This window comes from Falsiroseomonas sp. RANM36 (genome assembly GCF_056682175.1).
The window spans coordinates 1,151,849-1,164,341 of record NZ_JBWXTD010000003.1; the positions used below are offsets into that span (position 1 = coordinate 1,151,849).

Here is a 12,493-nt window from a genome sequence, read left to right on the forward strand (position 1 = left end):
CGTGGATGTTCCAGCCGCGCCATTCCTGCGCCTGGCCCGGCGATGCCATCCACGGGACGAGGGCCGCGGGGGGGGGGGGGGGGGGGCGGGGGGCGCCGGGGGGGGGGCGGGGGGGGGGGCCCGGCGCCGGGGGCGTGGTGACCCCCCGCCCCGCCGGGCCCGCCCTCCAGGAGCCAGGCCACGTCCGCCTCGGCTTCGGGCAGCCCGAGCGCCACGGCGCGCTCTGCCAGCCGCAGCGCCTCGGCCCGGTCGGCTTCCAGACCGAGGTCGCCGTCGCGCCGCGCCTGGCCGAGCCGGCGATAGGCCTGCGCCGCGCCGGCGGCCGCCGCCTGTTGGTAGAGCGGCAGCGCCGCAGCGGGGTCGCGCGCGAAGCCGGCATTGCCGAACTCCGTCAGCGAGGCGAGCAGGAACAGCGCGCCCGGATGCCGCTGCGCCGCCGCCCGCCGGGTCCACGCAAGGCCCTCCTCCTGGTCGGCTGCCTGGCCGAGTTGGCCGAGGCGGAGCGCGTCGCCGAGCCGCGCCTGCGCATCGGCCTGGCCGGACCGGGCTGCGAGCTCGAACCAGACCAGCGCCGCGCCGGCATCGGCGACCACGCCGCGGCCCTTCTCATGCGCTTCGGCGAGACGGAAGAAGGCGTTGGGCTCGCCGCGGGCGGCGGCCATCCGGAACCAGCGCAGCGCCTCGGCGTCGCCGCCGGGCATCGCGCCGTCCTGCGTTCCGATCCCGAGATTGTAGGCGGCGCGCGCCGAGCCGCGCGCGGCGGCGTCGCGCAGCACCGCCTCGCCGCGCGCCTCGTCGCGGGCCATGCCATGCCGGCCGGTGACCAGCATGACGCCGAGCTGTGCTGCGGCCTCGGCTTCCAGCGGCGCGGCCTCCTCCAACAGGATGACGGCGGCACGCGCATCGCGCGGCGTGCCGTCGCCCGCCAGCCTGAGCAGCGCCAGGCGATAGCGCGCCCGCGCCAGGATGGTCTCGCGCTCCGTCGTGACAGGCTGGAAGGGCGCCTCCCTCGCGGCTCGGTCCAACGATGCCTCCAGCCAGCGCACCGCGAGGCGCGGGTTGCGCCCCGGCCCGAGTCCCTGCCCTTCCGCATAGGCGATCCCGAGCGACGCCTGCGCGATGGCGAGGTCGTTCCCGGCCGCGCGGACCAGCCAGTGCCAAGCCTCGATCCGGTCCTGCGGCAGAGCGGGCGCGCCCTCGGCCAGGGCGCGCGCCAGCAGCCAGGCCGCCTCGGCATCCTCGTCCTCGGCCGCACGGCGGATCCAGGCCCATCCCTCCTGCCGCTCCGGCTGGCCGGCCAGCCCGTCCAGCAATGCGAGCCCGAGCCGTCGTGCCCCCTCCGCCTCGCCTGCGCCGGCTGCCTTGCGGAACAGGGCTACCGCGCGCGCGGGATCGCGCGGCACGCCCCGGCCAGTGGCCAGGAGATCGCCGAGCATCGCCTCGGCGGGCGCGTAACCCCGTGCCGCGGCGCGGCCCAACCAGTCGGCGGCGGCCGCGGGATCGGCCGGCACGCCGGCGCCAGCCAGAAGAAGTCGGCCCAGCATGGTCTGCCCCATCGGCTCACCCGCCTCCGCGGCGCGGCGGCTGTGGTCGAGGGCGAGCGCCAGGTCCTGGGGCATCGTCTCGCCGGTCGCGGCCAGCGTCCCGACAACAGCGAGCGCGATGGCCTCGCCCGCCGCCGCGGCACTGCGCAGCAGCGCGAGGCCACGCGGGATGTCGCGCGGCACGCCGGCCTCGGCGCGCAGCAGCACCAGCCCGAGCAGGAGCTGCGCAGCCGGATGGCCCCTTGCGGCCGCATGGTCGAGCCAGCGGACCGCCTCCTCGCCGCCGGCCTCGCCCAGGCCGAGAAAGCCGCGGCCGAGGCGGTATGCGGCCTCAGGATCGCCGTCCGAGGCCTGCGTCCGCAGGGCACGCCAATCCTCGGTCGCGAGGGGCGGGGCGGCTGGAAACGGGATGCTTGGCAGCCGCGCCGCAGCCGTCCCGGCCGAGAGCAGCAGGGCGACGGTCGCGTGCAGCAGGAGGCGGCGCCGGGCGCTGGTTGCCATGCGCCACGGTATAGCCTTGGGTTGCACCGCCATGTCCATCCCACGCCTGTTCCTGGACGCGACACTGACCGAGGGCGCGGAGGTCGAGGCCGCTTCCGGCCAGGCGCATCACCTCGGCACCGTGCTCCGGCGGGGCGCCGGTGATGCGGTGCGGGTGTTCAACGCGCGCGACGGGGAACACGACGCGACCATCGCCTTAATGCGCAAGGATCGCGCGCGCTTCGCGATCGGCCTGCGCCGGCGAGAGCCCGCGCCCGAGCCCGAGCTGCGGCTGCTGGTCGCCGCGTTGAAGCGCGATGCGATGGACTGGCTGGTCGAGAAGGCGACGGAGCTCGGCGCCACGCGGATCCAGCCGGTGCTGACGCGCCGCACGGTCGCCGAGCGCGCGAATGCGCAGCGCTTGTCCGCCATCGCCCGCGGGGCGGCGGAGCAGTGCGAGCGGCTGTCGGTGCCCGCCGTGGACGACGCGGTGCCGCTGCATCGCGTGCTGGACGGCTGGGACGCCACGAAGCTGGTCGTTGCGATGGAGCGCCGCGCCGCGCCGCCCTTGCGGGAGGCGGTCGCGGGCCTGTCATGCCCGCTGGCGCTGCTGGTCGGGCCCGAAGGGGGGTTCGAGGGGGCGGAGCTTGACGATCTCCGTCGGCGTGCCTTTGTTGTGCCGGCCGCGCTTGGCCCCCGCATCCTGCGGGCCGAGACTGCCGCGGTGGCGGGTCTCGCGGCGCTGCAGGCGCTGGTCGGGGACTGGACCGAAGCACCCGGCGGGACTTCCCCCGACAGCCGGGCAACACGCGGATAGAGAACGCCAGCACGATGTCGAATCCCGGCGAGGCCGACCTCACGCCGATCACCTCGGTCCGCCAGCTTGCGGCGTGGTTCGCCGCGGGCTCGAAGCCGCGGGGCGCGTGGCGCATCGGCACGGAGCACGAGAAGTTCGGCTTCCGGCGTACCGACCTGGCGCCGCCGCCCTACGAGCCGGACGGCATCCGCGCCATGCTGGAAGGCATCGCCGCGCCAAGGGGCAAGGAACCCTGGCAGCCGATCCTCGACAACGGCAAGCCGATCGGGCTGAAGCGGGGCGAGGCCTCGGTCAGCCTGGAGCCGGGCGGCCAGTTCGAGCTTTCGGGCGCGCCGATGGCGGACCTGCACGCGACGCGCGTCGAACTCGCCGCGCATCTGCGCGAGGTGCATGAGGTGGCCGGGCCGCTCGGCCTCGGCTTCGCGCCGCTCGGCTTCCATCCGCTGGCGCGGCGGGAGGACATGCCCTGGATGCCGAAGGGCCGCTACGCGATCATGCGGCAATACATGCCGCGCGTCGGCGGCATGGGGCTCGACATGATGCTCCGCACCTGCACGGTGCAGGTGAACCTGGATTTCGGCGACGAGGCCGACATGGTGGAGAAGCTGCGCGTCTCCCTGGCGTTGCAGCCGCTGGCCACCGCGCTGTTCGCGAATTCCCCCTTCATCGAAGGCAAGCCGAGCGGGTGGCTTTCGCTCCGCGGGCGCGTCTGGACGGACACCGATCCGGATCGCACCGGCATCCCGCCCGTGGCCTTCGAGGACGGCTTCGGCTTCGAGCGTTTTTCCGAGTTTGTGCTCGATGTCCCGATGTATTTCATCATGCGGGAGGGGCGCTACATCGACGCCGCGGGCATTCCCTTCCGCGCCTTCCTGGAAGGGCGTGCGGAGGCGCTTGCGGGCCACACGGCGACGATGGGCGACTTCGCCGACCATGTGACGACGATCTTCACCGATGTGCGCCTGAAGCGCTTCCTGGAGATGCGCGGCGCGGATGCCGGCAGCGTGCCGATGCTGATGGCCAAGCCCGCCCTCTGGACCGGTCTGCTGTATGACGACGCCGCGCAGAAGGCGGCCGCGGCACTGATCCGCGGCTGGAGCGTTGACGCGATCCGCGCGCTGCGGCTGGAAGCACCGAAACAGGCCCTGCGCGCGCGCATCGCGGGCCGCACGCTGCAGGACGTCGCGCGCGATGTGCTGGCGATCGCGCGCGACGGGCTGCGCGCGCGCGGCCTGGGCGAAGAGGTGTATCTCGCCCCGCTGGAGGAGATCGCGGCGAGCGGGATGACGCAGGCCGAGCGCTGGCTGCAGCGCCGTGAGCGCGCCTGGGGCGGCGATGTCAGCCGGATCTTTGCCGAGGCCGAGGCGTAGCCCGCACCTGCAGCGCCATCGCGCGTTCCAGCAGGTCCGCCATCGCATTGTCCGACGACGCGATCATCAGCCGCGTCGCCGTCTTCGCATCCCGTGCGCGCAGCGCGGCCAGCAAAGCCTTGTGACTTTCTGCTGACCGCGCCAGCCGGCCCGGCCCGAAGCCGAGCCTGAGGCGCAGCGCCTCCACCAGCGCCCAACTCCGATCCATCACCGCCGCCGCATCCGTGTTGCGCGCCAGCGCGAGCAGCGCGCGGTGGAATTCCTGGTTCGCCGCCATCGCGCCCGCCCCGTCGCCCGACTGCGCCGCCGCGCGGAAGCCGGCATCGAGCGCCGCCAGCACCTCGAGGTCGGCATCCGAGACGTGGCGCACGACATCCGGCACCAGAAGGCCCAGCACGGCGCCACGCAGGCGATAGAGGTTGCGGATGTCCTGCGGGGCCAGCACGCGCACCCAGGCGCCGCGATGCGGATGGCTCTCGACCAGGCCCTCGCCTTCCAGCAGGCGCAGCGCGGCGCGCAGCGGCGTGGCGCTGACGCCGAGCCGCGCGGCCAGCGCGGCCACGGTCAGCTTCGCCCCCGGCGGCAGCTCCCCCTGCACGATCAGGCGGCGGAGCTGGGCGGTGACGTCGTCCTCGGCGGTTCTCATGCTTGATTCTATCAAATCTGTACGGTTTGATGCAATCCGACGGAGGGAGGAAACGCCGGGATGCGCCTGGTCGCCGGCCAGTTCCGCGAGCTGACCCAGGCCGATCTCGCCTTCGCGCGGCAGATCGGCTGCAGCGGCGTGACGGTGAACAAGCCGGACCTCGACAGCCCCGCCTGGGTCGCCTTCCTCAACAGGCAGTTCTCCGCCAAGGCGGGGCCGCGCGCGCCGATGCGCCGCTGGTCGGCGCTCGACCTGATCCAGCTCCGCGCAGCGGTGGAGGCGCATGGCCTCGCGCTCGAGTGCATCGAGGGCGTGCCCGCGAACCTGCTGGACAAGGCCATGCTCGGCCTGCCCGGCGCGGAGGAGCAGATCGCGGATTTCCAGGCGACGATCCGCGCGATGGGCCAGGCCGGCATTCCCGTGCTCGGCTACAACTGGATCCCCGACGGCGTCTGGCGCACCGCGAAGGCCGCGCATGGCCGCGGCGGCGCGCTGGTGACGGCCTATGACGACGCGATCGGCCAGCGCGTCGCGACCGGCACGCTGCCGCCGCGCAGCGAGGCCGAGATGTGGGCGAACTGGGAACGCTTCATCGCCGCCGTGCTGCCGGTGGCGGAAGCGGCCGACGTGAAGCTCTCGCTGCATCCCGACGATCCGCCCGTTCCCGTGCTGGACGGCGTCGCCCGCATCTTCCGCTCGGAGGAAGCATTCGCCCGCGCCATGTCCTTCGCGGACAGCCCGATGCACGGCATCGCCTTCTGCACCGGAACCTTTGCGGAGAGCGGGGCCGAGGGGATGATGCGCGCGCTGCGTCGCTTCGCGCGCGCGGGCCGCATCCACTACCTGCATCTGCGTAGCGTTGCCGGCGAACTGCCGCGCTTCGCCGAGGCCTTCATCGACGAAGGCACGGTGGATCCCGTCGCGGTGCTGCGCGTGCTGCGCGACGCCGGCTTCGACGGCTTCGTCATCGACGACCACGTGCCGCATCTGGTGGACGACACGGTGTGGGGCCATCGCGGCCGGGCGCATGCCACCGGCTACATCGCCGGCATCCTGCGCGCACTGAACGACACGAGAGGGAGAACGTCATGAAGCTGAAGCTCACGCGCCGCATGGCGCTCGCCCTGCCGGCGCTGGTCGCCGCACGCGGGGCCTCGGCGCAGGACCGGCCGCTGCGCATCGTCGTGCCCTTTCCGCCGGGCGGCACCTCCGACCTGATCGCCAGGCTGGTGCAGCCGGATGTGCAGCGCGTGCTCGGCCAGGCGGTGGTGGTGGACAACCGTGGCGGCGCCGCCGGCAATCTCGGCGCCGACAACGTGGCGAAGAGCGCGCCGGACGGCACCACGGTGCTGCTGACCGATCCCGGCATCCTGACCACCAGCCCGAGCCTGTTCTCGCGCCTCACCTACGACCCGGCGAAGGATCTCGATCCGGTCACGATGCTGATCTACGCGCCCTACATCATGGCGGTGCATCCGGGCCTGCCGGTGCGGAGCGCCGCGGAGCTCGCGGCCTATGCGAAGGCCAATCCCGGCCGGATCAACTTCGCCCATTCCGGCGTCGGCGCGCTGAACCACCTGACCGCGCTGGTGGTCGTGCAGCACTGGGGCGGCGAGGTGACCGAGGTGTTCTATCGCGGCGGCATGCTCGGCATCCAGGCGGCGGCGACCGGCGAGAGCCAGATGGTGGTGAACGGCGCGACCGCGACGCTGCCCTTCGTGAAGGATGGCAGGCTGCGCGCCATCGCCGTCACCGGCCCGCGGCGGCTTGCCGACCTGCCCGATGTGCCGACCTTCGCTGAGCTCGGCTGGCCGGCGGCGGAGGCGGGGATCTGGCAAGGCCTTCTGGCCCCGGCGAAGACCGCGCCCGCGATCGTCGAGCGCCAGTATCGCGCCTTCGCGGAAGCGCTGCGCATGCCGGCGACGCAGCAGCGCCTCGGCAATCTCGGCGCCGAGATCCGCACCGACGGTCCCGAGAGCTTCCGGCGCTGGCTGGCGCAGGAGACGGAGGTCTGGGGCGCGGTGATCCGCGCACGCGGCATCAAGCTGGACTGACCGCGGCGCGGGACAGGCCTGCCTTAACCAGCGCGGCGGGATGGGCGATGCTCGCCGCCGCCATCCCGCCAGGAGCCCGCCTTGCATTCGGATACGCCTGAGGCCCGCCTCGCCGCATGGATCGCCGATTTCGCGGACCGCCTCGCGGCCCGGGATGCGGCGGGCGCGGCCGCGCTGTTCGGGCGCGATTGCCATTGGCGCGACATGCTGGCCTTCACCTGGTCCATCGTGACGCTGGACGGCGCCGACGCGATCGCGCGGATGCTGCGCGACTGCCTCGATCGCATCGCACCAAGCGAGATCCGGTTCGAGCCCGGCAGCGCGACGGAGACGGGTGGCGTCACGGAAGGCTGGTTCCGCTTCGAGACGGCGACGGCCGCGGCGCGCGGCCACCTCCGGCTGCGCGACGGCAAGGCCTGGACGCTCTTCACCGTCGCACTCAGCCTGACCGGCCATGAGGAAAGCATCGGAACGCGGCGCGAGGCCGGCGTGGAGCACGGCGCGATCCGCGGGCGGCGCCATTGGCCGGAGCGGCGCGCGGCGGAGCGCGCGGAACTCGGCACGACGCGCCAGCCCTATTGCGTGGTGATCGGCGCGGGGCAGGGCGGGCTGGCGCTGGGTGCGCGGCTGAAGCGCCTTGGCGTACCGACGCTGCTGATCGAGCGCCATGCGCGGCCGGGCGATGCCTGGCGCACCCGCTACGACAGCCTCTGCCTGCACGATCCGGTCTGGACCAACCACCTGCCCTACCTGCCCTTCCCGGAAAGCTGGCCGGTCTTCACGCCGAAGGACCGGATGGCCGACTGGCTGGATTTCTACGCCGAGGCGATGGAGCTCGACATCTGGTGCGGCACGGAGGCGCGCGCCGCGGCCTTCGACGAAGCGCGCGGCGAATGGGCACTGACCGTCGCGCGCGACGGCGAAACCCGCGTGCTGCATCCGCGCCAGTTCGTGCTGGCCACCGGCATGTCGGGCGCGCCCAGCATCCCGCGGATCCCCGGTGCCGAGAGCTTCGCCGGCGTGCAATGCCATTCCAGCGCCTTACGCAGCGGCGCCGGCTTCGCGGGCAAGCGCTGCATCGTGGTCGGATCGAACAACTCGGCGCACGACATCTGCGCCGATTTTTGGGAGCACGGCGCGGCGGTGACGATGCTGCAGCGCTCCGCCACCACCGTGGTGCGCAGCGAGCGGCTGATGGCGTTCAGCTGGGGGCGCCTCTATTCGGAAGCCGCGCTGGCCTCGGGCATCACCACCGAACAGGCCGACCTGATCCTCGCCTCGCGCCCCTTCGCGCTCGTCGCGCAGATCATGCGCGGCGTCTATGACGAGATCAGGCGGCTGGACGCGGATTTCTACGCGGCGCTGGAAGGTGCCGGCTTCCTGCTGGACTTCGGCGAGGACGGGACGGGCCACGGCCTCAAATACTTCCGGCGTGGCTCCGGCTACTACATCGATGTCGGCGCGTCGCGGCTGATCATCGCGGGCGAGATCGCGCTGCGCAGCCGGGTGCGCATCGCGCGCATCGTGCCGGAGGGCGTGCATCTGGACGACGGGAGCTTCCTGCCCGCCGACCTCATCGTCCATGCGACGGGCTTCGACCCGATGGAGCGCTGGATCGCGGAGCTGATCTCGCCCGAGGTCGCGCATAAGGTCGGCCATGTCTGGGGCCTCGGCTCCGGCACGGCGAAGGATCCGGGGCCCTGGGAAGGCGAGCTTCGGAACATGTGGAAGCCGACCGCGCAGCAGGGGTTGTGGCTGCAGGGCGGCAACCTGCTGCAGGCGCGCTTCTACTCGCGCCTGCTGGCGATGCAGATCAAGGCCAGGATGGAAGGCATTCCGACGCCGGTGTACCGGCCTTAGCTGATCGGCTCCGGCTGGCGGGCATTCGGGAAGAAGAGCTGCTCGCCGTTGATCCTGTAGCCGGCGATCGCCTCCTGCCCGGCGGGCGAGACCAGCCAGTCCACGAAGCGCTGCGCATCGGCCTGCTTCACATGCGGGTGGCGCTGCGGGTTCACCACCATAACGCCGTACTGGTTGAACAGGCGTGGATCGCCCTCCACAAGCACCTTGAGGTCCTGGCGATTGCGGAAGGACAGCCAGGTGCCCCGATCGGCGAGGATGTAGGCGTTCTGCGCCGCGGCCGTGTTGAGCGCCGGGCCCATGCCCTGGCCGACTTCCCGGTACCACTGGCCGCGGCCCTGGGCCGGGTCCACGCCGGCCGCCTGCCACAGCCTCAGCTCCGCCGCATGCGTGCCGCTGCGGTCGCCGCGGGAGACGAAGGGCGCATTCGCGGCCGAGATCAGGCGCAGCGCCTCCGCCGTGTCCCGCAGGCCGGCGATCCTGGCGGGGTCGCTTGCGGGGCCGATGATGACGAAGTCGTTGAACATCACATGGCGCCGCTCGAGGCCGAAGCCCTCCTGTACGAAGCGCTGCTCGGCGGCGCGGTCATGCACGAGGACGACATCGGCGTCGCCGCGCCGGCCGACATCCAGCGCCTGCCCGGTGCCCAGGGCCACGACGCGCACGCCGATCCCGCTCGCCTGGGTGAAGATCGGCAGGATGTGGCGGAACAGCCCGGACTGCTCCGTGCTGGTGGTGGAGGCGACGGTGATGCTGCGCTCCTGCGCCAGGGCAGGCAGGGCGAGGGTGGCGAGGGCGGCGGCAAGCAGGCCGCGGCGGAACTGGCGAAGCATGGTGCTTTCCCGGTGATCAGGCCGTCGCCTAGCAGATGACGCGTCGAGGCGGCCGGGTCAAACCGCCGCCGGCGCGGCATCTGCCGTGGTTTGCCGCGGCTTGCCGGAAGCCGTTACGCCCCAGGTCAGATGCGCTTCGCGGCCATCACCGCGGCCGCCGAGCCGGTGCCGACGATCCAGCCCCAGGCGCGGAGCAACGGGCCGGGCGCGCCGCCATGCAGCTCCCGCGCCTCGTCGCGATGGTCCACCTCCTCCTCCTGGCACTGCGCCAGCAGGGCGCGGATCTCGGGGTGAATGCCCTCCGCGTCCAGGCGGTCGAGCTGCTGCTGGTAGTGGTGGTCCACGAAGGTCTCGACCGCGTCGATCGTCACATGCACGGCGCGCGGGCCGAACAGCGCGGGCAGGGCACCGGTGAGGAAGCCCGCGACGCGCCAGATCGGCAGCAGCTTCGAGCGCTGCGCGGGCGGCAGCAATTCGTTCAGCAGATCGAGGTGCCCCTGCTCCGTCGCGCGGTGCCGCGCGGCGAAGTGGCGCACGCCGGGATGGCGGGAGACGGCGAGGATGCCGCGATAGATCATCACCGCGCCCGTCTCCCCCGCATGGTCGCTGCGCAGTTCCTGGATCAGCCAGCGCGGCATCGGCGGGAGGGAAGCGAGCGGGGGCGCGATCAGCGGCTTGCGGTCATGGGTCATGGCGCTGCCGATGTGGCACGGCTTTGCGCTCGGGCAAGGGGACTACAGCAGCTCGAAGTCGGAGGTCAGGCGGAAGCCGCTGTTGCCGGAGAAGGACGGTCCCGGGCCGGTCCCGATCGCGAGCAGCCGCAGGATGTCCTTGCTGTCCACCGTCGTGTTGTGGTCGCGATCCTCGAAGTAATAGACGCCGAAGCGCGTGTTCGTTGACCCGGTGATCACCAGGATCAGCTTCTCGAAGGCCCTCGGGTCGTTATCGGTGAGGCGTGATCCCACCGCGTTGCGCACCGCGGTGAGCGAGCCGAAGGCATCCCCGGTGATGGACACGCCCTCCAGCCGCGCTGCCGAGAAGCCCAGGCTGATGTCCTGCCCGGCGCTGACGAAGAAGGTGGTGCTGCTATCGAGGCCGAAGCCGAAGCGGTCCACCATGATGAAGTTGCCGTCGAACTCCGTGCCGTTCACGCTGTCCGCGCCGGCGGTGCTCAGCGTCGTGTTGATGTCGGCCGTTCCGTCCGACTGCGACCGCAGCAGCGCGATGTCGCGGGTGCTCGGGTCGGCGCCGAGGAAGATCCGGTCGCCGCCCGGCCCGCCGACCAGCACGTCCTCGCCGCCATTGCCGACCAGCGTGTCGGCGCTGCTGCCGCCGAACAGGGTGTCATCGCCGTTGCCGCCATCCATGCGGAAGGCGCTGGGGATGGCGCGGCCGTCCAGCGCCATGCTCCCGCCCGTTGCGTTGACATTCACGCTGGCCTGCCCGCTCTGGCTGACCAGGGTGGCGGGCAGCCGGACGCCGGTCACCCCGCCCTCGCCGTCGAAGTTGAAGGTGTCGAAGCCGGAGATTCCGGCGAAGGCACCCTGCGGCAGCGTCCGCCCCGCCGCCACGCCGACCACCAGCGTGTCGAAGGCGACGGTGGTGCTGGCGGTGACGATGTCGAGGCCCGAGAGCTCGCCCGCCGCGAAGGTCACGCGGTTGATGCCGGCGCCGAGGTTGATCTCGTCCGCGCCCTGCCCGGCGAAGACGGTGTCGTTGCCTGCGCCGCCGAACAGCGTGTCGTTGCCGTTGCCGAGCTCGACCGTCACGCGGCGGTTGGAGGCGAAGGCGCTGACATCGATGGAATCGTCGCCGGCGCCGCCGCGGATGGTGGACATGGTGAAGCCCAGCGCATCGGCGAAGGCGCCCGGCAGCGTCACGGCCTGGCCGCCCGCCGCCAGCTCGATGATCTCGATGCCGGAGAGGCCGGTGAAGCTGCCGGGCCCGAGCGCCTCGTTGCCGACCAGCCGCAGCGTGTCGGTCCCGCCCTCGCCGTTCAGGTTGTCCAGGCCGTTGAGCTCGGCCGAGGGCGCGAGGATCAGGTCGTTGCCGACGCCGCCGAAGACGCGGTCGTTTCCAGCGCCGATGCTGAGCGTGTCCGCACCGAGGCCGCCGAACAGGGTGTCCGCGCCATCCCCGCCATCGAGCAGGGCGGCCAGCGGGGTGGTGAGCCGGACCACCTGCGAGACATTCAGCCTGTCGTCCCCGGCGCCGCCGATGATGGTGACCGCATCGGCGCCGGCGCTGTCGCCGATCGCGTCCGACGCCACGACGATGTCGTTGCCCGAGCCCAGGATGAAGCGCTCGATGCCCAGAAGCCGCGAAGCCAGGGCGCCGCTGATGCTCACGGGGGTGAAGGCCAGCGTCACCGTATTGAAGACGTCGAGGATCTCCAGCGTGTCTGCCGTGCCATCCTCGTCGACGATGATGTCGGCGGAGGTCAGCTCGGTGACGGCGACGCGGTAGCGGTCGCTGCCGCTGCCGCCATCGGCGCGGTCCACGCCGCTGCCGAGCTCGATCGTGTCAGCCCCTGCGCCGCCGAACAGCGTGTCGTTTCCCGCGCCGCCGCGCAGCAGGTCGTTGCCGCTGTCGCCGATCAGGCGGTCATTGCCCTCGCCGCCGTCCAGCACGTCGTTGCCGGCCATGCCGAAGAGGACGTCGTTGCCGGCATCGCCCAGCAGCGTGTCGCCCAGCGCGCCGCCGATCAGCCGGTCGCTGCCGGCCCCGCCGAAGAAGACCACGGCGATCTGCGCCTCGGTCGCGCGCAGCGTGTCGTTGCCGAGCGCGCCGGCGATGGTCAGCGCGCCGTCCGCCGCATAGTCGGCGCCGCCCGGCGCGGGCAGCGCGGCGGCCGGGGCGGGGTCGGTGGCGATCCGGTGGCAGCCCGCC

At 72.6% G+C, this 12,493-nt stretch carries 9 protein-coding genes and 1 pseudogene; 5 read left to right on the forward strand and 5 right to left on the reverse strand.

Features of this window, described 5'->3' with window-relative positions; all coding sequences use genetic code 11:
• A partial coding sequence (locus AC1MIR_RS10415; protein WP_480028096.1) for a tetratricopeptide repeat protein occupies positions 1 to 2,045 on the reverse strand: 2,045 nt, incomplete at its 3' end.
• Positions 2,046 to 2,076: 31 nt separating this feature from the next.
• Here AC1MIR_RS10415 and AC1MIR_RS10420 point away from each other — a divergent pair.
• Entirely contained in the window at positions 2,077 to 2,841 is a 765-nt protein-coding gene (locus tag AC1MIR_RS10420; protein ID WP_480028097.1) for a 16S rRNA (uracil(1498)-N(3))-methyltransferase, read from the forward strand.
• Between the two features lie 14 nt (positions 2,842 to 2,855).
• On the forward strand, positions 2,856 to 4,211 hold the full coding sequence (locus tag AC1MIR_RS10425; protein WP_480028098.1) for a glutamate--cysteine ligase: 1,356 nt from the start codon (positions 2,856 to 2,858) through the stop codon (positions 4,209 to 4,211).
• Here AC1MIR_RS10425 and AC1MIR_RS10430 read toward each other — a convergent pair.
• Positions 4,180 to 4,857, reverse strand: a complete 678-nt coding sequence (locus AC1MIR_RS10430) for a GntR family transcriptional regulator (protein WP_480028099.1) — start codon at positions 4,855 to 4,857, stop codon at positions 4,180 to 4,182. The two genes, AC1MIR_RS10425 and AC1MIR_RS10430, sit on opposite strands and share 32 nt — an antisense overlap.
• Before the next feature lie 60 nt (positions 4,858 to 4,917).
• On the opposite strand from AC1MIR_RS10430, the gene AC1MIR_RS10435 reads away from it, so the two are divergent.
• The 3 genes from AC1MIR_RS10435 (at position 4,918) to AC1MIR_RS10445 (ending at position 8,771) form a co-directional block, all read left to right on the forward strand.
• Positions 4,918 to 5,949 carry a mannonate dehydratase gene (locus AC1MIR_RS10435; RefSeq protein WP_480028100.1) on the forward strand — a complete coding sequence of 344 codons (1,032 nt, stop codon included), beginning with the start codon at positions 4,918 to 4,920 and terminating at the stop codon, positions 5,947 to 5,949.
• Positions 5,946 to 6,911, forward strand: coding sequence for a Bug family tripartite tricarboxylate transporter substrate binding protein (locus AC1MIR_RS10440; protein WP_480028101.1), 966 nt, complete (start codon positions 5,946 to 5,948; stop codon positions 6,909 to 6,911). The genes AC1MIR_RS10435 and AC1MIR_RS10440 overlap by 4 nt, the downstream gene beginning before the upstream one ends.
• Positions 6,912 to 6,992: 81 nt before the next feature.
• Positions 6,993 to 8,771, forward strand: a complete 1,779-nt coding sequence (locus AC1MIR_RS10445; protein ID WP_480028102.1) for a flavin-containing monooxygenase — start codon at positions 6,993 to 6,995, stop codon at positions 8,769 to 8,771.
• Here AC1MIR_RS10445 and AC1MIR_RS10450 read toward each other — a convergent pair.
• From AC1MIR_RS10450 to AC1MIR_RS10460, 3 genes and pseudogenes are all read right to left on the reverse strand, one after another.
• Positions 8,768 to 9,604, reverse strand: coding sequence for an ABC transporter substrate-binding protein (locus tag AC1MIR_RS10450; protein WP_480028103.1), 837 nt, complete (start codon positions 9,602 to 9,604; stop codon positions 8,768 to 8,770). The two genes, AC1MIR_RS10445 and AC1MIR_RS10450, sit on opposite strands and share 4 nt — an antisense overlap.
• A gap of 125 nt (positions 9,605 to 9,729) precedes the next feature.
• Complete coding sequence (locus tag AC1MIR_RS10455) at positions 9,730 to 10,296, reverse strand: demethoxyubiquinone hydroxylase family protein (RefSeq protein ID WP_480028104.1); 567 nt, start codon at positions 10,294 to 10,296, stop codon at positions 9,730 to 9,732.
• Positions 10,297 to 10,338: 42 nt separating this feature from the next.
• Positions 10,339 to 12,493, reverse strand: a pseudogene (locus tag AC1MIR_RS10460) (hypothetical protein); the annotation flags it as partial.